This window comes from Proteus sp. fly-1089 (assembly GCF_040138965.1).
Classification (GTDB): Bacteria; Pseudomonadota; Gammaproteobacteria; order Enterobacterales; family Enterobacteriaceae; genus Proteus; species Proteus vulgaris_B.
This window is the reverse complement of record NZ_JBEETS010000002.1, coordinates 35,381-60,038: the sequence shown is the minus strand read 5'-3', so window position 1 is coordinate 60,038 and position 24,658 is coordinate 35,381. Positions and strand designations below refer to the sequence as shown.

Genomic DNA, 24,658 nt, shown 5'->3' with positions numbered 1-24,658 from the left:
AATATGTTGCATAAAACAAGAGAAAAACCCCATTTCAGGCAATTAATTGTTGCGTAAATCGAGCAAATAAAATGGATAAAATAAAAGCATCAGAAGTTTTTGTGACTATTGTGAAGCAAGGTAGCATGATAAAAGCTGCTGATTATCTAGGCATGTCTAGAGCCATGGTAACTCGCTATTTAAATGAAATGGAGGAATGGGCGGGTGTTCGTTTATTGCATAGAACGACACGCAAACAGAGCTTAACATCTGTTGGTGAGATGGTTTATGAACAAAGTTTGCAATTATTAGAAATGGCAGAACGTATCCCTGCCAATATTCCTAAAGAGCGTCATCAAATTAGTGGGCTTGTTCGTATTACCAGTTCACAATCATTAGCAAATAGCATTTTATCTGTTGCTATTTGTGAGTTTATGCAGCGTTATCCTTTAATTGCTGTCGATTTACAAATTACTAATCAAACAGTGAATTTGGTGGAAGAACGCATTGATATTGCTTTGCGTATTACTAATCATCTTGAGCCTAATTTAATTGCGCGGCCGCTGGCAACATGCCTTTCTGTAGTATGTGCTCATAAAGATTATTTAGTAAAAAAAGGAATACCGAAAACACCGGATGATCTCGCTCAACATCAGTGTTTAACTTATCGTTTTTTTGGTCGTAGCTTGTGGGAATTCAATTTAGGAGATAAGCGTTATTCTGTGCCCGTTGGCGGTAATTTGAGTGCTAATGAATCCGTTGTGTTATTACAGGCAACATTAAAAGGAGCGGGGATATCATTACAGCCTTATTATTCAGCAAAACCTTATCTTGAAAGTGGAGAGTTAGAACACGTTTTAGCTGACTATCAAGCTCAACCTATGGGGATTTATGCTGTTTTAGCAAGTCGGCAAAATATGCCAGCTGCAGTACGTGTATTGCTCGATTTTCTTGTTGAATGGTTTTCATCCTCTTCACATTGGCTTGGTTTATCGGGTAAAGGCGAGCTTTAAGTGTGCAGGGTAATTCGCTAATGCACTTTTCATTACATCAATAAAATAGGAAACCAGCTGTGATGATGGGCGGTGAGATGGGCAAATTAAGCTTATAGTAAAAGGGATTGTAAAACTTAAAGGGCGAATACAAAGTGTTTTATTGAGGTAATCAAGAGCAGTAATAGGGTTAACAATTGAAATGCCGATATTTTCACTGACCATGGCGCAAATAGATGCAGCACTTTGTGTTTCCATGATTAATTGTCGCGTTATTCCTTCTTGAATAAAAACGGTATCAATGAGCTGTCGATAAGTATCATTAACAGATAAGCTGATAAAACGCTCGTTCTGAAAATCAGACGGGTGTAACAATGTTTTTTGACACAATGGATGTGACTTAGGTAAAACGGCAACTTCATTGAGTGTTAAAAGTGTTTCTTGTCGAGTTCCTGCTGGTGTCTGGGTGTGTTCTGTTAATCCTAAATCATAATGTTGAGCAGATAGCCATTCTTCTAACAATGGTGATTCTTGAGGGACTATGGTTAAATTGACATCGGGATGTTGATCAATAAATTGACGACAAATAGAAGGTAGCAATGATTGAGCGAATGCAGGTAAACAAGTGATATTTAGTTCAGCTTGTCGAAAATGACGAATACTTTCAGCAACATTAATGATCCTATCTAAACCATAATAAGAGCGTTGTACTTCTTCAAAAAAGCGTAATCCTTCTGCTGTGGGCTGAAGCCGACCTTTTATCCTGTCAAATAACTTAAATGATAATAAATGCTCAAGACGTGATAACTCTCGACTTACAGTAGGTTGTGAGGTTTTCAGTAATTCAGCTGCTTCAGTGAGATTTTGTGTCGTCATTACAGCATGAAATATTTCAATATGTCGCCAGTTAAAAGGAGCTTTCATTTATTATTCCTATATCACAGATGAATAGAGTGTAGCTTATTTGATATTTTTATTCCTTTTTAAGTTAATTAATAATCATTTTATTCACCAGTGACTTTTATGAGTAAATATTATGACAACATCAATCACTATGGCTCAATATCAACTCGCGCAAACGTATGGAACGCCATTATGGATTTATCAAGGCGATACAATTTCTGAACGTATTGCTCAACTAAAATCGTTTGATGTGGTTCGCTTTGCTCAAAAGGCTTGCTCAAATATTCATATCTTACGTTTAATGAAAGCGCAGGGTGTAAAAGTAGACTCGGTTTCATTAGGTGAAATTGAACGTGCTTTAGTGGCAGGTTATCAAGGCGGTAGAGAAAAAAGTGAGATTGTCTTTACTGCTGATTTATTGGATGAAAGAACTATTGAACGTGTTATTGAGTTAGATATTCCTGTTAATGCAGGTTCTATAGATATGCTTCGTCAATTAGGTGAACGCAATCAAGGGCATGCTGTTTGGATAAGAATCAACCCTGGATTTGGTCATGGACATAGCCAAAAAACTAATACAGGTGGTGAAAATAGTAAGCATGGTATTTGGTTCGATGATGTTCCTGAAGCATTATCTGTGATCCAACAATACAACCTAACTCTAGTTGGTTTTCATATGCATATTGGCTCAGGGGTCGATTATCAGCATCTATCAAGCGTTTGTGATGCAATGGTAGAACAAGTGCTTACCGCTAAGGTTGATATTCAAGCAATTTCAGCTGGTGGTGGATTATCAACGCCATATCAAGAAGGTGATGCTACGGTCGATTTAACTCACTATTTTTCGTTGTGGGATAAAGCACGTCAACGTATTGCACAACATCTTGGTCATGAAATTGAGCTTGAAATTGAGCCGGGACGTTTCTTAGTGGCTGAGTCTGGTGTATTAGTTTCTCAAGTAAGAGCGGTTAAATCGATGGGAAGCCGTCACTATGTACTGGTGGATGCTGGATTTAGTGATTTAATGCGCCCTGCTATGTATGGAAGTTACCATCAGGTTTCAGTTTTAGATAATCATGGGCAAATAAAGCCAATGACAGAATTACAAGAAACTATTGTTGCAGGCCCGCTTTGTGAATCGGGTGATGTTTTTACTCAGCAGGAAGGTGGCACAGTTACCCCTCGTTTATTACCTCAAATTCAAGTGGGTGATTATATAATTATTCATGATACAGGGGCTTATGGCGCTTCAATGTCATCTAATTATAATAGTCGTCCTCTTATTCCAGAAGTATTAATAACAAAAGGGGCTTCTCAATTAATTCGACGCCGTCAAACCATAGAAGAATTATTAGCGTTGGAGTTAAATCTTTAATTAATCCTTTTTATTAGCCTTACTTTTATTGAAATAAAAACACCTCATGACTTATTTAGTCATGAGGTGTTTTGTTTTATTCAGCGGGTGATATGCCCTTCATATAAATAAACTAGGCTGCTTTATCTGTTTTAGTATCACTCGTTTTAGACTTTTTTGCGGGCACCGCCAGTGCATCAAAGTCAAACTCATCAACATTGATACTCCGTAAGCGACTTTGTTCAGCTTTACGTAAAATATCAGCCTCTTCAGGCGTCACTCGTTTATCCGCTAATGCTTTATCTGCTAACTTATCTAATTGAGTAAAATTGAATTTTTTCTCGTAGAGGCGACAAATGCGGTCGAAAATAGGTTCTGCTGCTAAAATATCAAGTAACGCTTCTTCCATTAGACCATGTGGATTGTGTTCACAAGGCGTTAAGAATTGGCCTCTACCAATACGATCGCGAGTTTCAGATGGTTGTTGGATAATTTGGGCCACTTTACTGTCTAGTTTATCAGATGGCAGTTTTTGCGCTTTACCGAGAGGAAAAATAATAGCGCGCATAGTACCTGCGATCATTCGGCTCGGGAAATTACGTAACAGTTCATCAATTGCATTTTCAGCTTGGTATAGACACTCTTTCACACTCCAATGCACTAATGGCAAATCGGCAGTATGACGACCTTCATCTTCATAGCGTTTTAAGGTCGCAGAAGCGAGGAAGATATGGCTTAAAATATCACCCAAACGAGCAGAAATACGCTCACGACGTTTTAAACTTCCACCTAAAACCCCCATTGAAACATCAGATAATAAAGCCATATTGGCACTAAGGCGGTTAATTTGCTGATAGTAACGACGTGTTTCATCATTGGTTGGTGATGCACTTAAACGACCATTAGTGATACCTAACCAAATACTTCGTAAGGTGTTACTTGCAACATGTCCGATATGGCCAAATAAGGCTCGGTCAAAATCATGTAGATTGCTGTCACGTGCTGCGGCGATTTCATCTAACACATAAGGGTGGCAACGGATAGCACCTTGACCATAAATGATCATACTACGTGTTAAAATATTGGCACCTTCAACGGTGATCGCAATAGGCGAACCTTGATAAGAACGGGCAACAAAGTTTGAAGTTCCAAGGCAGATCCCTTTACCACCAACAATATCCATTGCATCAATAACGCCACGTTGTGCTCTATGAGTACAATGATATTTGACGATAGCAGATAAAACGGCAGGTTTCTCCCCTAACATAATACCCGTGGTAATTAAGGTTGCAGCCGCATCTAAAAGATAAGCGTTACCAGCTAGACGTGCTAATGGTTCTTCAATACCTTCCATTTTACCAATAGGAATTTTGAATTGACGGCGTACACGAGAGTAAGCGCCAGTTGCCATTGCCACACTTTTTAATCCACCGGTAGAGTTTGAAGGTAGCGTAATTCCACGACCAACAGAAAGGCACTCCACCAGCATTCTCCAGCCTTGTCCTGCCATTTTGGGCCCACCAATAATGTAATCAATAGGAACAAAAACATCTTTACCGCGAGTAGGGCCATTCATAAACGGAACGTTTAATGGGAAATGGCGATGGCCAATTTCAACGCCTTTTACATCGGTGGGAATTAATGCACAGGTAATGCCAGGGTTTTCATCGTTACTTAAAAGATGTTCAGGATCACGCAATTTAAACGCCAATCCTAATACGGTTGCGATAGGTGCAAGGGTGATATAGCGCTTATTCCAATTTAAACGAATACCTAATATTTGCTCTCCTTGCCATTCTCCCATGCAAACGATACCACTGTCTGGGATCGCACCTGCATCAGAGCCAGCTTCAGGACTGGTTAAAGCAAAGCAAGGAATTTCATCACCCTTGGCTAAACCGGGTAAATAGCGTTTTTTCTGCTCATCGGTACCATAATGCTGAAGAAGTTCACCAGGGCCTAAAGAGTTAGGTACACCAACTGTGATGGCTAAAATACCAGATACTCCAGCCAACTTTTGCAATACACGAGATTGTGCATAGGCAGAAAACTCTAATCCGCCGTACTCTTTTTTAATGATCATCGCAAAGAAGCGATTATCTTTCAGGTACTGCCAGATTTCAGGTGGTAAGTCAGCTAACTCATGAGTGATTTCAAAGTCATTTGTCATACGACAAACTTCTTCTACTGGACCATCAAGAAACGCTTGTTCTTCAGCTGTAAGTTGTGGCTTTGGATAATTATGCAATTGCTTCCAATCAGGAGCGCCACGGAAAAGCTCACCTTCCCACCATGTTGTACCTGCATCAATGGCTTCTTGTTCTGTTTTAGACATAGAAGGCATGACTTTTTGAAATGCTTTAAGTGCAGGAGCAGAAATATAGGTTTTACGAATAGACGGAAGTGTAAAGGGTAATAAAACCAATGCAACGGGAAGAAGTAGCCAGTAACTCCAAATATTGACTAGGCCCATTACAAAAGTGTAAGCAATGAGGACAAGGCTACTTACCGCAATACCAGATTTGCGATAACTAAGTATGCCAATAAGAATAATGAAAAGTGCAATACTGAGTAGTGTCATAATAAACTCCTGTATTTAGCAAGAGATCAGAGGTCAGACCTGTTGTTTGTTATTTAGATCTAATCTAGTCACTAACTTTTATCAATATATTTACATTCTAATTACAATATAGCTCACAAATTATTCGTAAATGAGAAAAGTTAGCATTTGTCAGTAACGGGTATCTTCTTTCATGACATCGAATCCGTTACACTGAGAAACAGAAAATTTCGATTACCCTTTCTGGAGTAAAAATCCTATGTACCAAGATCTTATCCGTGGTGAGTTAACAGAAGCAGCAGATACCCTTTCTCGCTTTCTTCAAGACGATGCAAACATTGAAGCTATTCAAAAAGCAGCTGTATTATTAGCAGATTCGTTTAAGGCTGGTGGCAAAGTATTATCTTGTGGTAATGGTGGTTCTCATTGTGACGCAATGCATTTTGCTGAAGAGCTGACAGGGCGTTACCGTGAAAATCGTCCAGGTTATCCTGCCATTGCGATTTCTGATGTAAGCCATATTTCATGTGTGAGTAATGATTTTGGCTATGAATATGTATTTTCACGTTATGTTGAAGCTGTAGGTAGGGAAGGTGATGTTCTGCTGGGGATTTCAACTTCCGGTAACTCAGGTAATATCATCAAAGCGATTAGTGCTGCGCGTGAAAAAGGCATGAAAGTCATTACGCTAACGGGTAAAGACGGTGGCAAAATGGATGGAACTGCGGATATTGAAATTCGTGTTCCTCATTTTGGTTATGCTGATCGCATCCAAGAAATCCATATCAAAGTTATCCATATTCTGATCCAATTAATTGAAAAAGAAATGGAAAAGTAAGTCGTTATTGATATTGCTATAAATCAGCAATAAACATCGACAAGAAGGAGTGAGCGATGTGTGAATTATTAGGCATGAGTGCAAATGTACCGACAGATATTAATTTTAGCCTAAGTGGGTTAATTCCAAGAGGGGGCAAAACTGGGCCTCATAAAGATGGTTGGGGAATTACCTTTTACGAAGGGCTAGGGTGTCGCACATTTAAAGACCCTCAAGCCAGTGCTATTTCACCTGTCGCTCGCTTTGTTCAAGAGTATCCGATTAAATCTGAGGCTGTCATTGCTCATATTCGTCAGGCGAATCGAGGAAATGTCTCTTTAGAAAACACCCATCCTTTTACCCGTGAATTATGGGGTAAAAACTGGACTTATGCACATAATGGTCAATTAAAAGGCTATCAATCTCTTGAAACAGGACGCTTTAGATCTATCGGTCAAACAGACAGTGAAAAAGCATTTTGTTGGATTTTAAATCAACTTGAAGAGCGTTATAAACGAACACCTGCTAATTGGCCGGCTGTGTTTCGTTTTATTGCTACTTTAGCCTCTCAATTAAGGCAAAAAGGGGTTTTTAATATGCTGTTATCCGATGGACGATTTGTTATGGCATATTGTTCAACAAATTTGCATTGGATCACGCGAAAAGCGCCTTTTGGAAAAGCAAAACTACTTGATCAAGATGTAGAAATTGATTTTCAGCAACATACACAATCAGATGATGTTGTTTCTGTTATTTCAACATTACCACTTACTGGAAATGAGTCTTGGCAACGTATTCCTGTTGGGGAGTTTGTGTTATTTGATCGTGGTGTGCGTATCCTGTAGCCATTTACTTTCACTATTTTGTGATAAATTAAGGATGGCTTGATTAGGTACAATAGAGGTGCTATTAACAAGATAGCGTCCATCCTTAACAGTAACAGAAGGGATCTGTTTGCGCTCTTCGACATATTGATAGGCGGGCATAAGTTGTTGCCAGAAATCTATATCCGTTGAATAGTGATGTTTCTTCATATTTTCATTAGTCATTTTAAATGGAAAAATATGAATATTAATCACTGATTGTCCATTTTTCAGGGCTAGTTCAGCATACTGATAAATTTCATCCATAACTGAATCGGTCATTGCATAACAACCAACCGATTTACACGATCCATGGATCATTAAAAAATCCCCAGTGTATCCTTTTGATTTATCGTATTGGTTAGGAAATCCTAGATTGATAGCTCGGTAAAATCGACTATTCGGATTTAATTGTGAAAAATTAACCTGATAAAAGCCTTCTGGGCTTTTTAAATCACCTTGAAACTTTTTAGGGCCTAATCCACCAGAATAGCTACAAATGGGGTAAGTACGTACTTTTTCTAATTGTCCATCTAATTTTTCTGTATAAAGTTCAAGTAAGCTTTCTTCTTTGAAAATCTGAATATAGATAGGCTGTCCTGTACTTTTTTTAACAGGTTCCATTAGAAACTTTGAACTATTTTCGGCGTTAACTAATAAAGAAGTTAACATTAATGTTAAAAAACTGATTAGTTGTTTTGCGTGACTGGTCATGGTTTTATCAGAAAAATAGCTTAAAATTTGTTGATAAAGTAGATCGTAGATTGCTATGAAGCAATAAATTTGTAAATTAAAATCTGAGATGGTTTCTTTTCTATTACAAAATATTCTGTGTGAAATTTAAGCGATCGTCGAGAAAGATGATATTTTAATTCGGTTTATACGAGTTGTTAACGTTTCAGTCAAAATAATATTCCCATTTGCTTGAGCTAAATCACTCGAATAGTCAGACAGGTTTAGGCTGAGATGATAAAATTCAGGTCGGCAGAATAAGAGAAAATAGTAACAATTATCGGAGATAAATAACTTAAGGTTCAAAAACACCTTAAGATGTTTTTATTACAGAGTCGCTACATTTTCGGGGTGAATTTGTAGCTTAGGGTTTAACTGATAAACTTGTGCAAATCTTATGATTAAAATTAAAAAAGGACTCGACCTCCCAATTGCAGGAGCGCCTGCCCAAGTGATAGAAGACGGACCCGCGATTCAACGCGTAGCACTGCTAGGCGAAGAATATGTCGGTATGCGTCCTTCTATGATGGTTTCGGAAGGTGAGCATGTAAAAAAAGGGCAAATTCTTTTTGAAGATAAAAAGAATGCCGGTGTTTTTTTCACCAGCCCAGCTTGTGGTAAAGTCGTTGAAATTAACCGCGGTGAACGCCGTGTGTTCCAATCTATCGTGATAGAAATTGATGGCAACGAAGAAATCACCTTCAACCGCTATGATAGCGTTGCGTTGTCAGATTTGACCCGTGAACAGGTTGAAACCAACCTTGTTAAATCGGGTATGTGGACTGCGTTAAGGACTCGTCCTTATAGTCGTACTCCGCATTTAGGTACAACACCTGTTGCCATTTTTGTTTCTGCAATGGATACCAATCCACTTGCAGCTGATCCTATGGTTATTATTGAGCAAAATGAGAAGGCATTTAATGATGGCCTTGTTGTTTTAACCAGATTAACTGAAGGAAAGGTCTATGTTTGTCATGGCGAAAAATCACCTGCAAAATTAAATGACGGACAAATTAGTTATAACCAATTTTCTGGTCCTCACCCAGCAGGATTGGTAGGTACTCACATTCATTTCTTAGAGCCTGTCAGTGCTAAGAAAATGGTTTGGCATTTAAATTACCAAGATGTGATTGCTATTGGTTACTTGTTTACAACAGGTTCTTTATACACTGAACGCGTTGTTGCATTAGCCGGCCCTCAAGTAAAAGCACCGCGTTTAGTGCGTACTTGTTTAGGAGCTGATCTCTATGAGTTAACCAAAGATCAATTAGTTGATGATGAAAACCGCATTATTTCTGGTTCTGTGTTATGGGGATGGAAATCTGATGAGGCTCATCACTATTTAGGTCGTTTCCATAATCAAGTTTCTGTATTACGAGAAGGTCGTGATAAAGAGTTATTTGGTTGGGGTATGCCGGGTAGCGATAAATTTTCTATCACTCGTACAACTATCGGTCACTTCCTAAAAAATAAACGCTTTGCTTTTACAACTTCAATGAATGGTGGCGAACGTTCAATGGTACCAATTGGTAACTATGAGCGTGTTATGCCATTAGACATTATGGCAACGCATTTATTACGTGATTTAGTTGTAGGTGATACAGACAGTTCGCAAGCATTAGGTTGTTTGGAATTGGATGAAGAAGATTTGGGATTATGTACTTATGTTTGCCCAAGCAAATATGAGTATGGCCCAGCACTGCGCCAAGTATTGACCAAAATTGAGCAGGAAGGGTAACTCATGGGTTTGAAAAATTTATTTGAAAAAGTAGAGCACCATTTTGAGCCCGGTGGCAAATTAGCAAAATGGTACGTACTTTATGAGGCTGTGACCACAGTGTTTTATACACCAGGCACAGTAACGCGTAATGGTGGACATGTTCGTGACACTATCGATCTAAAACGCATGATGATCTTGGTTTGGTTAGCCGTTTTCCCAGCAATGTTTTGGGGAATGTATAATGTCGGCCACCAAGCGATCCCAGCACTGAATCAGTTATATAGTGGCGTAGAATTACAGCAAATCATCGCTTCCGACTGGCATTATCGCCTTGCGCAATACCTTGGTGCATCATTAGCAACGGATGCAGGTTGGGGAAGTAAGATGCTACTTGGTGCAACTTACTTTTTACCTATTTATCTTGTTGTTTTTGCGGTTGGTGGGTTTTGGGAAGTACTTTTTGCTTTCATTCGTGGACATGAAATTAACGAAGGTTTCTTTGTTACGTCCATACTGTTTGCTTTGATTGTACCGCCAACGCTACCACTTTGGCAGGCTGCACTAGGTATTACGTTTGGTGTTGTTATCGCGAAAGAAATTTTTGGCGGTACAGGTCGTAACTTCTTGAACCCAGCATTAGCGGGTCGTGCATTCCTGTTCTTTGCTTATCCAGCTCAAATTTCAGGTGATCTGGTTTGGACTGCTGCTGATGGTTTCTCGGGTGCAACACCATTGTCACAATGGTCTGTATCAGGTGAAAGCGCATTATTAAATACAGTTACCCAACAACCTATCTCTTGGATGGATGCTTTTCTGGGATATATTCCAGGTTCGATTGGTGAAGTTTCAACGCTGATGATCTTAATTGGTGGTGCTGTCATTCTCTTTGCTCGTATCGCTTCATGGCGTATCGTTGCAGGAGTAATGGTAGGCATGATCGTGATGTCATATCTGTTTAATTTTATCGGTTCAGATACCAATCCTCTCTTCTCAATGCCTTGGCACTGGCACCTTGTTTTAGGTGGTTTTGCGTTTGGTATGATGTTTATGGCAACAGATCCAGTATCTGCATCATTTACTGATAAAGGTAAATGGGCTTACGGTATTTTGATTGGCGTAATGGCTGTGCTTATTCGTGTCGTCAATCCGGCTTACCCAGAAGGAATGATGCTGGCAATCTTATTCGCAAACTTATTTGCACCACTGTTCGATTATGTGGTTGTTCAGGCGAATATTAAGCGGAGAAAAGCTCGTGGCTAAAGAGAAAAACAAAGATAGCGTCGCAAGAACGTTTCTCGTTGTATTTATTCTGTGTCTTGTGTGTTCCGTCGTAGTAGCAGGGGCCGCGGTTGGACTTAAGTCTAAACAAGAAGAACAAAAACTTCTTGATAAACAACGTAATATTCTTGATGTTGCTGGATTGCTTGTACCTAAAATGAGCGCAACAGATGTATTGAAAGTGTATGACACTCGTATTAAAGCAAAAATTGTTAATTTTCAGACAGGTGAACTGACTGATAGTAAAGGTAATTTTGATTTAAATACGGCATTACGTAGTGACGATACTTCAATTGCATTATCACCGGCAGATGATTTTGCCAAAATTCGCCGACGTTCAAATACAGCAGAAGTGTATTTTGTCCTTGATGAGCAAGGTAAAACAACAGAAGTCGTACTACCTGTCTATGGTTCAGGTTTATGGTCTGTGATGTATGCTTTTATAGCGGTTGATATTGATGGTGTAACCTCCAAAGGTATTACTTATTATGCTCATGGTGAAACGCCCGGTCTAGGGGGAGAGGTTGACAATCCACAGTGGAAAGCACAATGGAAAGGTAAGCGTCTAATCAATGAAGAAGGCGTACCTGCTATCAAGATTGTGCGTAGTGGCGCCGCTTCTGGCAATCCTTATGGTATTGATGGGCTTTCTGGTGCGACACTGACCTCAAATGGCATCCAGCATATGTTCGACTTCTGGTTAGGTGAAAAAGGTTTCGGCCCATTCCTGAAAAAAGTTCGTGAAGGAGAAATCAATGGCTGATACAAAAGAAATTAAACGCGTTTTACTTGGGCCATTGTTAGATAACAACCCTATTGCTTTACAGGTATTGGGTGTGTGTTCTGCACTGGCTGTAACAACAAAACTTGAAACTGCATTCGTGATGACAATTGCTGTAACACTGGTTACTGCATTCTCAAGTTTCTTTATTTCACTAATTCGTAATTACATACCAAGTAGTGTTCGTATTATTGTTCAAATGGCGATTATTGCTTCATTAGTTATCGTCGTTGATCAAATTTTGCAAGCTTATGCGTATGAAATCTCTAAGCAACTTTCTGTTTTCGTTGGCCTTATTATTACTAACTGTATTGTTATGGGGCGAGCAGAAGCTTATGCAATGAAATCACCACCGATTGAAAGTTTTATGGATGGTATTGGTAATGGCTTAGGGTATGGCGCTATCTTGATCCTTGTCGGATTTTTACGTGAGCTTTTCGGTTCTGGTAAATTATTTGGCATTACCGTGATGGAATCTATCCAGAATGGTGGCTGGTATCAGCCTAACGGTTTATTCCTGTTAGCACCAAGTGCATTCTTTATCATTGGCTTGCTAATTTGGGGATTACGTACATTAAAACCTGCACAGGTTGAAGAGGACTAATCGCCATGGAACATTATATAAGCCTGTTTGTTCGTGCTGTTTTTATTGAGAATATGGCGCTCGCGTTCTTCTTAGGGATGTGTACATTCCTCGCTGTATCTAAAAACGTAAAAACGGCATTTGGATTAGGTATCGCTGTTACTGTTGTTCTAGGTCTTTCTGTGCCACTGAATAACTTGGTTTACAACTATGTGTTACGTGATAATGCATTAATGGAAGGTGTCGATTTAAGTTTCTTAAACTTTATCACTTTCATTGGTGTGATAGCGGCACTGGTACAAATCCTAGAGATGATTTTAGATCGTTATTTCCCTGCGCTGTATAACGCATTAGGGATCTTCTTGCCTCTTATTACCGTTAACTGCGCCATTTTCGGTGGTGTGTCATTTATGGCACAACGTGACTATAACTTTAGTGAGTCTATTGTGTATGGTTTCGGCTCTGGAATTGGTTGGATGTTAGCCATCGTATTGTTGGCTTCTATCCGTGAGAAAATGAAGTACGCGGATGTACCGGCAGGTATGAAAGGATTAGGCGTTACTTTTGTCACCACAGGGTTGATGGCATTAGGTTTCATGTCCTTCTCTGGTGTTCAGCTATAAAGGGTGAGAAGAACTCATGGATATAATTATTCTAGGTGTCGTGATGTTTACCCTGATTGTATTGGTATTAACAGCGTTGATTTTGTTCGCAAAATCAAAACTGGTCAATACAGGGGATATTTCAGTTGAGGTCAATGGAGACCCAGACAAAAGCTTTAATGCACCAGCAGGTGATAAATTACTAAACGTATTATCAAACGAAGGTATTTTTATTTCATCGGCTTGTGGTGGCGGTGGCTCTTGTGGCCAGTGTCGCGTTAAAGTGCTTGAGGGGGGCGGTGATATTCTGCCGACAGAACTTTCGCATATTAACAAGCGTGAAGCTAAAGAGGGTTGTCGTTTAGCCTGTCAGGTCAACGTAAAAAACAACCTTAAGTTAGAATTACCAGAAGAAATCTTCGGTGTTAAAAAATGGGAATGTGAAGTTATCTCAAACGATAACAAAGCAACTTTCATTAAAGAATTAGTATTAAAAATTCCTGAAGGTGAAGTTGTACCTTTCCGTGCAGGTGGATTTATTCAGATCGAATGTCCACCTCACACCGTGCGTTATGAAGATTTTGATGTGCCAGAAGAGTATCGTGAAGACTGGGATAAATTTAACTTATTCCGCTACGTTTCTGATGTAAAAGAAACCACAGTACGTGCTTACTCAATGGCAAACTACCCTGAAGAGCATGGTATCATAATGTTAAACGTGCGTATTGCAACACCACCACCACGTAATCCTGATGTACCACCAGGTATAATGTCATCATACATTTGGTCATTAAAGCCAGGTGATAAAGTGACAATTTCAGGGCCATTTGGTGAATTCTTCGCTAAGGAAACTGATGCAGAGATGATCTTCATTGGTGGTGGTGCAGGTATGGCACCAATGCGCTCACACATTTTTGATCAGTTAAAACGCTTACATTCTAAACGTAAAATTAGCTTCTGGTATGGTGCTCGTTCTGTGCGTGAAATGTTCTACACTGAAGACTTCGATATGCTTGCAAAAGAAAACGAAAACTTCACATGGAATGTCGCACTTTCAGATGCCTTACCTGAAGATAACTGGACAGGATATACTGGATTTATTCACAATGTGTTGTTTGAGAATTACCTCAAAAATCATCCAGCACCAGAAGATTGTGAATTCTATATGTGTGGACCACCAGTAATGAACGCTGCTGTTATTAAAATGCTTAAAGATTTAGGCGTTGAAGATGAAAACATTATGCTAGATGACTTTGGCGGTTGATCCTAACCTCCCATAAAGCATAAATGAATGAAATGACAAGCGCCCACTTATGTGGGCGCTCATGATCAGAAGAGAGAGTTATGTTAAAAAGAAAGATGATAAATTGGATAGTGATGCTGTCTGCTTTAGTTCTATTGTCTGCATGTGGTGAAAAACAGCAGGTATTAGAAGGCGAAACAATGGGAACTTATTACTCGATTAAATATGTCCCCGATAGTAATTCACCTCCACAAAACGTCTTACAAACAGAGATCGATCGTATTCTTGAAGAAGTTAACGATCAAATGTCAACATATCGTCCTCATTCTGAATTGAGTCGTTTCAATCAAAGTCGTGAAATTAATACACCATTCCCTGTTTCACCTGCGACTGCTAAAGTAGTGAGTGAAGCCATTCGTATTAATAAAATTACGAACGGTGCTTTAGATGTGACCGTTGGGCCGTTAGTAAATTTATGGGGATTTGGACCAGAAGGTCGATTTACTCACCAACCTTCTGAAGATGAATTAGCGAAGCGTAAACAGTGGATTGGTATTGATTACCTCGCTGTTGAAGGAAATATGCTGATCAAGAAGATCCCTGAGCTTTATGTCGATCTCTCTTCTATTGCTAAAGGCTATGGTGTTGATGCTGTTGCTGAGTATTTAATATCACAGGATATCACTAATTATATGGTTGATATTGGTGGTGAAGTAAGAACACAAGGCGTAAACGGTAATGACAAGCTTTGGCGTATAGCGATTGAGAAACCAGCTAATGATGGTACAAAACAGAGTGTTCAGTTAATTATTGAACCGGGTGATAATTCAATTGCAACCTCTGGTGATTATCGTAACTACTTTGAAGAAAACGGTGTCCGTTATTCTCATACTATTGATCCAACTACAGGTCATCCTATTAAACATAACCTTGTTTCTATTACTGTGATTGTCCCCACTTGCATGAGTGCTGATGGCCTTTCTACTGGATTGAATGTTTTAGGGCCTGAAAAGGGGTTAGAAGTAGCAAATAAACTAAATATTCCTGTCTTTATGATAGTGAAAACTGAAAATGGGTTTGAAGAGCGTTATAGTAAAGCGTTCGCCCCGTTCTTGAAAAAATAGAATTTAAGGAGAGAAGGTTATGTTAAAAATATTTCTTTTTGCCTTCATCTTATTCTTGATTGCCTTCTTTGGAATGGCGTTAGGATATATTGTAAAGCGTAAAAGCCTTCAAGGCAGTTGCGGTGGTTTAGGGGCTATGGGTATAGAAAAAGAGTGTGATTGCCCTGAGCCTTGTGATGCACGTAAAAAACGTATGGCAAAAGAGTCCGCACGAGAAGAGTTACTGAAAAAGAATCGAATTCTTTAATAATAAAAATATATTTAGATAAAAAAAGAGTGATGGCTTTAATTACCATCACTCTTTTTTATTTCATTCATTCTAAAAATATAAGTATTCTAAAAAAAGTTTTTAATAGAATAGAAGTAGGATAATAAAAAGTGAACTCTTGCGTTAAAGGTTCACTTCCATGGATAAGGGTTTTGCCCCTCCCATTCTAAAACTTCTTTTTTGGCTTCTTCATAGGAATAGTCATAATGTTCTTGAAGTTTACCAATGAGTTGCTCTCGTGTACCTTCGATAATATCAAGTTCATCATGGGTGATCTTCCCCCATTTTTCTTTTACTTTTCCTTTGAATAAATTCCAATCACCAGAAATTTTATTGTTTAACATTTTATTCCTCCTTACTTATTTCTATCGGATAACACTATTAAGTGTAGAAGAGAATAAAGTGAATATAAAAGTGAAAGCTTAAATAGAGTTATTTACTCTTTTCTAAATTCTTTCATTTTAGCTGGAGAGTCAACCATGACGGCATCAGCACCTAATTCGGTAGCTTGAATATAATCTTTTTCGGTGTTGATACCAAAAAGAACAATATGGGCATTGCCACCAGCACGAAAACATGACATAGCATCCTTATCCCAACTAAGAACAGAAGCTGATCGCGCCTCACCTAAAGTATATTTTTCAACAACTTCTACTTTTCTATGTAATTCAAGCCCATACCAACGAGTAATATCTAGGTTTTCAGGCAATAAGCAAACGTGACTCATAGTAATATTGGCGAGGATATCGCGAGTAATATCACGACTTTCAAAACGCTCTACATTAGTCGGGAGTGCTTCAAGAAAGGCAGTGTTAGTGGAATAAACACGGGTTCTATCAAGTGCATTATGCTTACTGAGAACTGTAGCTAATGCTTCACCTTGAATAACGGGATCAGCATCAGGCGATTTTAAATCAAGATAAAATTGAGTAGTGGGAAATTGAGTTAAAATTTCATCTAAGGTAGGAATAGCGATCCCTTTATTTCGATAAGGATATTGCTGTGCTTCTCCGAATTTATAGCCAGCATCCCATTGTTTAAGTTGCTGTGCTGTAAATTCAGAAATAGTGCCTTGTCCATTTGTTAAGCTTTTTAAGTCACTAGGACGGTAAAGTACAGGAATGTTATCTTTTGATAATTGAATAGTGATCCAAATTGCATCAGCTTGATTAGAGAGTGCTGTTTTTATAGCAATTTCAGTATTTTCTGGGGCATCAGCTGTGCCACCACGATGTGCGATAATTTTAGGAGATGCCATAAGAATTACAGAATAAAAAAAGAGAGAAATAGCAATAAATAATTTGATCATGAAAAATTATTTCCTTGTTTTATATGTAGTTACAAAACAATTTTTAAAGTAAATGTAATTAATCAACAAGCAAAAATAATCTAACATCACTTTGTGACAATTCTATAAATAAACAGACTAATTCAGATTTTTATGAGAAATACACCTCGTTAGAGGGAGTCAAGAGTGAATAAAAATTGTAGTTAATATGTATTTACTGTATATTTAAACAGTTAAATAGATGAGGTAATTGTATGCGTAAAATTATTCATGTTGATATGGATTGTTTTTATGCTGCGATTGAGATGCGTGATAATCCAGCACTAAAAGAGATCCCAATTGCGGTTGGTGGAAATGCCTCTAGCCGAGGTGTTGTCTGTACTGCAAATTATCCTGCACGTCGTTTTGGTGTCCGTAGTGCTATGTCAACCGCGACAGCATTGAAGCTGTGCCCTCATTTAAAAGTATTGCCTGGCAGAATGGCTCTGTATAAAGAAACTTCAACGAAGATCAGGCAGATATTTTCTCGATATACTCATCTTATTGAACCTCTTTCACTTGATGAAGCTTATCTTGATGTCTCTGAAAGCAAGCTTTGTCATGGCTCTGCAACGCTGATGGCTCAAGAAATACGCCAACAAATTTTTGATGAATTAAATCTCACTGCATCCGCAGGCATTGCACCAATTAAATTTCTGGCAAAAATTGCTTCTGATATTAATAAACCTAACGGACAATTTGTTATTACTCCTGAGCAAGTTGATGATTTTATTTTGAAATTACCGCTTAATAAAATACCAGGAGTAGGTAAGGTAACATTTGCTCGCTTGCAAGAAATGGGGTTAGAAACTTGTGCTGATATTCGTCGTACAGATGTTATTTCTTTGGTAAAAGCATTAGGAAAGTTTGGACAAAACCTTTGGGAACGTAGTCATGGTATTGATGAGCGAGAAATTAACCCCGATAGACTTAGAAAATCGGTAGGTGTTGAACGGACGTTTGCCCACGATATTAATTCATGGGATGACTGCTTAGTATTACTTGATGGGTTGTATCACGAATTAGAAAAAAGACTCACAAAGGTTAAACCCGATCTAAGGATCGCAAGGCAAGGCGTTAAGCTAAAATTTGATGATTTTCAGTTAACGACGCAAGAGCATACTCATCCTATTTTAGAAAAAGCCGATTTAATAGATATCGCTTATCAAGCATGGCATGAACGCCGAAATGGCCGAGGTGTACGATTAATCGGATTTCATGTCACTTTGCAAGATCCACAAATAGAACGACAACTTCTTTTAGCGCTATAAGAATTCAAAACCATAGCCGATCAATAGATTGGCTATGGCTAACGTAGTTAATTTATTCTATATGATCTTACCAGCGATAATTCATCGTTGCTGTCATTGTTCTACCTATTCCATAAAAGCATGCGGTATCACCAGCACAAGATGCAACATAATGTTTATTGGCAATATTATTCATATTTAATTGGATCTCAGCCCCTTTTAAAGAAGGTGATAATTCATCTAAAGAATAACCGATCATCGCATCATACAAGGTTACCGCAGGGACACTGATTGTATTTTTGGTATCACCTTGAGATACACCTACATATCTCACGCCAAAACCCGCTTTAGCCCCATTAAATAGCCCTGAGGTTTCATCATATTGACCCCAAAATGATGCCATATGCTTAGGAACTCTAGGTAACTCTTTTCCTTGAGTTCCTGAAATAATGGTCTTTTTGACCTCTGTATCGGTGTAAGCATAGCTACTGATCAATGAGATATTTTCAGTTAATTGGCTATTAATTTGTGCTTCAATACCACGGCTTCTAATTTCACCAACAGGCTCAAAATAGGCTTTTTCGGCATTATAGTTAGTAACATTACGTTGTTGTAACTGATAAATAGAGAGCATTGCTAATGTTTGCTGATTTGGTGTGAGGTATTTAATACCCGCTTCTAATTGGCGTCCTTCACTTGGCTCAAATGGCGCACTACCCGGTGCTCTACGGGTTTGTAAATTAGGCTCAAAAGAGGTGCTGTAACTTATATAAGGTGAAATACCATTATCAAAAGCATATAAAAGACCAGCACGACCCGTTAGTTTATTATCATCTTGCTGATCATATGTGGTTGCTAAGAAGTCATGAGTTCGTACTTGCGCCCAGTCTTGGCGTAAACCTGCAAGTAATATCCAATTTTGCCATTGGATCTGATCTTGTAGATATAACCCGATTTGATCGCGTTTTTGCAACTGATCGGTTGCAGGTTTTTGTAAGCTCATATTAATCGGATAATTATAATTAGGATCACGCCAATCCAAGTCGTACTCTGAGCCCATAGCTCGGCGTAAATTATCTTGATCTTTACTCCATTGATAATCAATACCCACAATCACAGTATGATTAAGTTTTGCAGTAGTAAAATCAGATTGCAAACGTGTATCTATTCCTAAAGTATCCGTTTTACGTTGTTCTTGTTGAGCTCTACGTTCGAGCACATAAGGATTGTCTTTTCTTAATGAGCCGAAAACAAGGTATTTATATTTTTGATTAATATGACTATAACGAGCATTTTGTATTATTTTGAGTGAGTCACTAAATTCATGTTCAAATTCATAGCCTACGCCATATTGTTGACGCCACGATTGGTGATAATCAGGATTGTTTACATCGAAATCAAAAGGAATAGTGCCTTCAGGTGTTTTTTTCACCGTACCATAAGCGGGTAAAAAGTTACGATAACCCGCTTCAGGCTCTTGCTGAATAAAGCTTAATAACGTTAAACGTGTTTGTTCATTAGGTAAAAAAGTAATAGCGGGAGCGAGGGCAAAACGCTCTTCTTTATAGTTTTTTATTTGAGTGTGTTGTGTTTTGGCAATACCATTTAGGCGATAAAGAATACGATTGTCATCACTTAATGCACCTGAAAAGTCGAATGCAGTTTCTGCCAATTTATCATTTCCAGCTCGTACTTGAATGTGGCGAATAGACGTTGCTGTGGGTCTTTTACTTGTCATTGCAACAAGGCCACCCGGGTTTACTTGGCCATAAAGAACAGATGCAGGCCCCCTAACAACTTCAACGCGCTCTAATAACCATGGATCAAGTGCCCCTGTTGATGATGAAGCTCCCATACCATAGCTTAAACCATCTAAGAAACGAGGTGCATAACTGTATCCACGAATAAAAACCTCGTCATTACGATTAGAACTTCCTCGATATTCGGTGAAAACACCCGGTGTATAGCGCAATGCTTGTGAAACGGAACTGACATCTTGCGCATCCATCTGATCACGAGTAATAACCGTAATAGATTGTGGCGTTTTTTCAATTTCAGTTGGTGTTTTATTTGTTGATAGTGTTTTTGTGGCAATAAAACCTGAAACAGGAGATTGTGGATCTTGTGATGGTTCAGCGGTGACAATTATCTTTTCAGATGTATTTTGATTAACTGTCGCATGAATTTGAACAGAGAGTAAACTTAAAGGTAAGGCGAGAATAACGCTAGCAACACAATTTTTGTTAGACACAATAGAACCCTTTGAATTTTTATTTTTTAATTTGAAATGCGGAAGGCATGAAAATATCACTCAATAAATATTAATGCTAATGATAATGATTATCATTCTATAAATTGTATTTATTAAGATTATTTGTTTATTCCAAAATGGAATAAGACAGAGAGATATTTGTTTTGTAAGGAATAAATTATGATACTTAAGGGAAATAGAGTGTGTGTGGAGAGATAAATTATTTCTTTATGATAGCGTTAATAACAAAAAAAACCCGCCAATTAAGCGGGTTTCATTATGATATTTAAAGCGAGATTATTTAGCAGGGATCGCTTTTAAAATTGCTGTTAATAACTGCCAGTATTGACCAACACTTTTAACATGAACACGTTCATCTGGTGAGTGAGCACCACGGATTGTTGGTCCAATAGAAACCATATCCATATCTGGGTAAGGTTTTTTGAACAGACCACACTCGAGACCTGCGTGGATTACCATGATATTTGGCACTTTATCAAACAGTTGTTGATAGGTATCACGAACTAAATGCATAACAGGAGAGTCTGCATCAGGTTTCCAGCCTGGGTAACCGCCTTTGGTTTCGATATCAGCTTTAGCTAGTTTTGCTAATGCAGTCAGCATGCTGACAACATAGGTTTTTCCGCTATCAATCAGAGAACGGATTAAGCAAAGGATTTCTACTTTATCGTCAACAATGCTAACAACACCGACGTTTAATGATGTTTCAACAACACCTTCAACGTCATCACTCATACGAATAACGCCATTTGGCATGGCATTAAGTAGGTTGATTAAGCGTTCTTGGCAGTCTGCCTTAAATACTTTCTTATCTGTTGTTGTATCAAGTAACTCGATTTTCAGATTTTTTTCAGCAATGGCTAATTCGCTTTTTAATAATGCTTCAAATTTCGCTTTTACTGTTTCTAGTTGGCTTACTTTATCTGCTGGAATTGCAAATACGATATTTGCTTCACGAGGAATAGCATTGCGCAGTGTACCACCATGGAAATCAATTAGTTTTAGTGATAATTCTTCTGCATGACCTGCTAAGAAACGTGCTAATAATTTATTTGCATTACCTAAACCTAAATGGATATCACCACCAGAGTGACCACCATTTAATCCTTTCAGTACCAGTTGCTTAACAACATGACCTGTAGGAATTGCTTCGTAAGATAGGTTTACAGTGGTTTTAACATCAATACCACCCGCACAACCCATGTAGATTTCACCTTCTTCTTCAGAGTCTGTGTTGATAAGAATATCAGCTTGTAACCAACCCGGTTGTAAACCAAAAGCACCGTCCATGCCTGTTTCTTCAGTCATGGTTAATAGAACTTCTAATGGGCCATGTTTTACGGTGTCATCAGCCAAAACTGCTAATGCAGACGCCATACCAACACCGTTATCAGCACCTAATGTTGTGCCTTTTGCTTTGATCCATTCACCGTCAACATAAGGTTGGATAGGATCTTTAGTGAAGTCGTGAACCGTGTCGTTATTTTTTTGTGGCACCATATCTAAGTGTGCTTGTAAAACAACTGTTTTACGATCTTCCATGCCTTTAGTTGCAGGCTTGCGAATTAAAATATTACCAACCGCATCGCGCTCAGCAAAAAGACCTTTTTCACTTGCCCATGAAAGAATGTGAGAAGCTAAAGCTTCTTCATGATGTGATGGATGTGGAATCGAACAAATTTTTGCGAAAATATCCCATAGTGGTTGTGGGGATAGAGTAGATAGTTCAGACACGATGGGTCTCCTCTAACAGCATCTGTGTTATTAATAGCCTACCGCTTTTTTAAGGGTTAGCTTTATTATTCTGAGCGTTATACGCCAATATAATTGAGAATATCACTTTCTTCTGATGAATGCGTCATTCTATTCACATCTCTATCTAAGAAATTAGATCTCTATTTGTATTCATTTTTTATATGGTTCATTTTTTAATCATAAAAAGAAAACACAGAAAAAAATGAGGATAATCTCATCTCTTTGCATGTTTTCTCTGGTTTTTAGGCGCTCAAATCACTATAATCTCGCGCAACCTTTTTTTCCGCAAAAAAGCTTCTCTCGCATTCAAGTAGCTAGGATCACAATATTATGAGCGAAAAATATGTTGTAACGTGGGATATGTTGCAAATACATGCCCGTCAATTGGCGCAACGTTTACTACCAGTCGAACAATGGACAGGCATTATTGCTGTCAGCCGTGGGGGATTAGTTCCCGCTGCATTACTTGCTCGTGAATTAGGTATCCGTCATGTGGATACAGTCTGTATTTCTAGCTATGACCATGATCATCAGCGCGACCTCAAAATCTTAAAAAAAGCAGAAGGTGATGGTGAAGGCTTTATCGTTGTTGACGATTTAGTTGATACCGGTGGTACAGCTAAAGTTATCCGTGATATGTATCCAAAAGCCCACTTTGTGACTATTTTCGCAAAACCAGAAGGGCGCCCATTAGTGGATGATTTCGTGGTTGATATTCCACAAAATACTTGGATTGAACAGCCTTGGGATATGGGTGTTGCCTTTATTCCGCCAGTTTGCGATCAAAAATAATTTGATAACGTTTATTTGGCTGTTTTAATTAAGATCCTCGCCTTGGCGGGGATTTTTGTTTTTATGTTTTTATTATTCCTTTGTATTATATCTTCGTGCGAACACTCGTCGTGATACACAGTTCATGTTGATTTCATGCTATGATAAAGCCAGACTTTTTGGCCCCTTTTATTCGATATCGACTGATTTGAAGAGTGATATGGCAAATAATACAAACCTTTCTGAAACTCTATTTAAACCTAGAGCAAAACACGCTGAAACCTCAACACTAATTCAGTACACTCATCCAAAATCGAATATTAATACGTATACTGTGCTTAATGGTGCAAGTCAGCAAAATTGGTATCGTACTATTCAGCGTTTGCTTTGGATTTGGCGTGGTATTTCACCTATCGAAATTGAAGAAGTTTTGAGCCGAATTGCTGTACATGATGCACCTCGTAGTGATGATAAATTTATTGATACTGTTGTGGGGTATCGCAAAGGTGGCTGGTCATATGAATGGTCACATCAAGCTATGATTTGGCAACAAAAAGCATTGCGAAAAGAGTCAGGAGATGCCGCCGCTGATTGTTGGTTGCGGGCTGCTCATCTGTATAGTATTGCTGCGTATCCTTTTATTAATGGTGATTTTTTAGCAGATCAGGCCGTTACTTTGTCGATGAAAGCATTTGAGAATGCGACAAAATTTTCCTCTTTTGAGGTGAAAAAACTCACATTTAAATTAGAAGGGAAGGGAACTACAACGGGTTTTCTGCATTTACCTAAAGATTGTAGAGGCCCATATCCCACAGTATTATTCTGCGGTGGGTTAGATGGTCTTCAAAGCGATTATGTCAGTTTCTTTAGGGATTATTTATCACCGAAAGGCATTGCAATGTTAACGCTAGATATGCCTTCAATCGGTTATTCGGTAAAGCAAAAATTGACTGAAGATACCTGTCAGTTACAAGGCGAAGTTCTCAAGCAACTTTCTGAAGTACCTTGGGTTGACCATACTCGTGTGGGCGTAATGGGCTTTCGTTTTGGGGGAAATATTGCTGTACGTTTAGCTTATATCTACCCTAAATTAATTAAAGGTGTTGTTGCTTTAGGACCTTTAATTCATACATTCTTCACGCAATCTGAGCTACAGAAAAAAATTCCTGTGATGTATCTTGATGTATTAGCGAGTCGTTTAGGTTTATGGAATATTGATGAAAATAATCTTCGGCTGTCATTAAGCAGTTATTCACTGAAAAACCAAGGGCTGATAGGACGACGAATTCCAGTACCTATGATGGGTGTTTACTGGAAAGGTGATGAAATGAGCCCTAAAGAGGATTCTCAGTTAATAGCTCGTTCTTCTATGGATGGCGATATCTTAGCAATCAATGAAAAACCGCTTTATGAAGGTTTAGAGCTCGCTTTACAAAAAAGTGCTGATTGGATCTATGACAAATTAATATAATTAATCATGAACA

General features: G+C 38.5%; 22 protein-coding genes. 15 read left to right on the top strand and 7 right to left on the bottom strand.

The window, feature by feature from the left end; all coding sequences use genetic code 11:
• Positions 1–71: 71 nt before the first annotated feature.
• Positions 72–992, top strand: a complete 921-nt coding sequence (locus ABN080_RS06795; protein WP_072070909.1) for a LysR family transcriptional regulator — start codon at positions 72–74, stop codon at positions 990–992.
• Here the strand turns inward: ABN080_RS06795 and ABN080_RS06790 are convergent.
• On the bottom strand, positions 969–1,895 hold the full coding sequence (locus ABN080_RS06790; RefSeq protein WP_196553662.1) for a LysR family transcriptional regulator: 927 nt from the start codon (positions 1,893–1,895) through the stop codon (positions 969–971). The genes ABN080_RS06795 and ABN080_RS06790 overlap by 24 nt on opposite strands.
• A 112-nt stretch (positions 1,896–2,007) precedes the next feature.
• On the opposite strand from ABN080_RS06790, the gene lysA reads away from it, so the two are divergent.
• On the top strand, positions 2,008–3,249 hold the full coding sequence (gene lysA / locus ABN080_RS06785; protein WP_349440679.1) for a diaminopimelate decarboxylase: 1,242 nt from the start codon (positions 2,008–2,010) through the stop codon (positions 3,247–3,249).
• A 112-nt stretch (positions 3,250–3,361) separates the two neighbouring features.
• Here lysA and fadE read toward each other — a convergent pair whose 3' ends face one another.
• On the bottom strand, positions 3,362–5,809 hold the full coding sequence (gene fadE / locus ABN080_RS06780; RefSeq protein ID WP_349440678.1) for an acyl-CoA dehydrogenase FadE: 2,448 nt from the start codon (positions 5,807–5,809) through the stop codon (positions 3,362–3,364).
• A 238-nt stretch (positions 5,810–6,047) separates the two neighbouring features.
• On the opposite strand from fadE, the gene lpcA reads away from it, so the two are divergent.
• Together lpcA and ABN080_RS06770 are read left to right on the top strand one after the other, a co-directional pair.
• A complete protein-coding gene (gene lpcA, locus ABN080_RS06775; protein ID WP_072070905.1) occupies positions 6,048–6,626 on the top strand; it encodes a D-sedoheptulose 7-phosphate isomerase in 579 nt (192 codons plus the stop codon).
• Between the two features lie 56 nt (positions 6,627–6,682).
• The gene (locus tag ABN080_RS06770) at positions 6,683–7,450 is read left to right on the top strand and encodes a class II glutamine amidotransferase (protein ID WP_196553665.1); all 768 of its coding nucleotides are present in this window, start codon (positions 6,683–6,685) and stop codon (positions 7,448–7,450) included.
• On the opposite strand, the gene ABN080_RS06765 is transcribed toward ABN080_RS06770, so the two are convergent.
• Complete coding sequence (locus tag ABN080_RS06765) at positions 7,421–8,182, bottom strand: L,D-transpeptidase family protein (RefSeq protein ID WP_349440677.1); 762 nt, start codon at positions 8,180–8,182, stop codon at positions 7,421–7,423. The genes ABN080_RS06770 and ABN080_RS06765 overlap by 30 nt on opposite strands.
• A gap of 415 nt (positions 8,183–8,597) precedes the next feature.
• Here ABN080_RS06765 and ABN080_RS06760 point away from each other — a divergent pair, with 415 nt between their 5' ends.
• The 8 genes from ABN080_RS06760 (at position 8,598) to nqrM (ending at position 15,778) form a co-directional block, all read left to right on the top strand.
• Complete coding sequence (locus ABN080_RS06760; RefSeq protein ID WP_349440676.1) at positions 8,598–9,938, top strand: Na(+)-translocating NADH-quinone reductase subunit A; 1,341 nt, start codon at positions 8,598–8,600, stop codon at positions 9,936–9,938.
• Between the two features lie 3 nt (positions 9,939–9,941).
• Positions 9,942–11,180 (top strand): NADH:ubiquinone reductase (Na(+)-transporting) subunit B, encoded by a 1,239-nt coding sequence (locus ABN080_RS06755; RefSeq protein ID WP_196553667.1) that lies wholly within the window; start codon positions 9,942–9,944, stop codon positions 11,178–11,180.
• Complete coding sequence (locus ABN080_RS06750; RefSeq protein WP_196553668.1) at positions 11,173–11,961, top strand: Na(+)-translocating NADH-quinone reductase subunit C; 789 nt, start codon at positions 11,173–11,175, stop codon at positions 11,959–11,961. Before ABN080_RS06755 ends, ABN080_RS06750 begins: the two co-directional genes overlap by 8 nt.
• A complete protein-coding gene (locus tag ABN080_RS06745; protein WP_072070899.1) occupies positions 11,954–12,583 on the top strand; it encodes an NADH:ubiquinone reductase (Na(+)-transporting) subunit D in 630 nt (209 codons plus the stop codon). Before ABN080_RS06750 ends, ABN080_RS06745 begins: the two co-directional genes overlap by 8 nt.
• Before the next feature lie 5 nt (positions 12,584–12,588).
• Positions 12,589–13,185 carry an NADH:ubiquinone reductase (Na(+)-transporting) subunit E gene (gene nqrE / locus ABN080_RS06740; protein ID WP_006534792.1) on the top strand — a complete coding sequence of 199 codons (597 nt, stop codon included), beginning with the start codon at positions 12,589–12,591 and terminating at the stop codon, positions 13,183–13,185.
• Between the two features lie 16 nt (positions 13,186–13,201).
• Positions 13,202–14,428 (top strand): NADH:ubiquinone reductase (Na(+)-transporting) subunit F, encoded by a 1,227-nt coding sequence (gene nqrF / locus ABN080_RS06735; protein ID WP_072070898.1) that lies wholly within the window; start codon positions 13,202–13,204, stop codon positions 14,426–14,428.
• Positions 14,429–14,508: 80 nt separating this feature from the next.
• The gene (locus ABN080_RS06730; protein ID WP_349440675.1) at positions 14,509–15,531 is read left to right on the top strand and encodes an FAD:protein FMN transferase; all 1,023 of its coding nucleotides are present in this window, start codon (positions 14,509–14,511) and stop codon (positions 15,529–15,531) included.
• Positions 15,532–15,550: 19 nt separating this feature from the next.
• The gene (gene nqrM, locus ABN080_RS06725; protein WP_036932601.1) at positions 15,551–15,778 is read left to right on the top strand and encodes a (Na+)-NQR maturation NqrM; all 228 of its coding nucleotides are present in this window, start codon (positions 15,551–15,553) and stop codon (positions 15,776–15,778) included.
• Positions 15,779–15,930: 152 nt separating this feature from the next.
• Here nqrM and ABN080_RS06720 read toward each other — a convergent pair whose 3' ends face one another.
• The gene (locus ABN080_RS06720; protein WP_072070896.1) at positions 15,931–16,143 is read right to left on the bottom strand and encodes a CsbD family protein; all 213 of its coding nucleotides are present in this window, start codon (positions 16,141–16,143) and stop codon (positions 15,931–15,933) included.
• 92 nt (positions 16,144–16,235) lie between these two features.
• Positions 16,236–17,108 (bottom strand): glycerophosphodiester phosphodiesterase family protein, encoded by an 873-nt coding sequence (locus ABN080_RS06715; protein ID WP_349440674.1) that lies wholly within the window; start codon positions 17,106–17,108, stop codon positions 16,236–16,238.
• Positions 17,109–17,341: 233 nt separating this feature from the next.
• On the opposite strand from ABN080_RS06715, the gene dinB reads away from it, so the two are divergent.
• Positions 17,342–18,397 (top strand): DNA polymerase IV, encoded by a 1,056-nt coding sequence (dinB, locus tag ABN080_RS06710; RefSeq protein ID WP_196553670.1) that lies wholly within the window; start codon positions 17,342–17,344, stop codon positions 18,395–18,397.
• 67 nt (positions 18,398–18,464) lie between these two features.
• Here dinB and ABN080_RS06705 read toward each other — a convergent pair whose 3' ends face one another.
• Positions 18,465–20,627 (bottom strand): TonB-dependent siderophore receptor, encoded by a 2,163-nt coding sequence (locus ABN080_RS06705; protein WP_349440673.1) that lies wholly within the window; start codon positions 20,625–20,627, stop codon positions 18,465–18,467.
• A 297-nt stretch (positions 20,628–20,924) separates the two neighbouring features.
• Positions 20,925–22,382, bottom strand: a complete 1,458-nt coding sequence (gene pepD, locus ABN080_RS06700) for a beta-Ala-His dipeptidase (protein ID WP_340895442.1) — start codon at positions 22,380–22,382, stop codon at positions 20,925–20,927.
• A 351-nt stretch (positions 22,383–22,733) separates the two neighbouring features.
• Between pepD and gpt the strand changes: the two genes are divergently transcribed.
• Both gpt and frsA read left to right on the top strand, forming a co-directional pair.
• The gene (gene gpt / locus ABN080_RS06695; RefSeq protein WP_023580994.1) at positions 22,734–23,195 is read left to right on the top strand and encodes a xanthine phosphoribosyltransferase; all 462 of its coding nucleotides are present in this window, start codon (positions 22,734–22,736) and stop codon (positions 23,193–23,195) included.
• Positions 23,196–23,394: 199 nt separating this feature from the next.
• Positions 23,395–24,645: an esterase FrsA gene (frsA, locus tag ABN080_RS06690; RefSeq protein WP_196553673.1), complete on the top strand. Its 1,251-nt coding sequence runs from the start codon at positions 23,395–23,397 to the stop codon at positions 24,643–24,645.
• Positions 24,646–24,658: the final 13 nt, after the last annotated feature.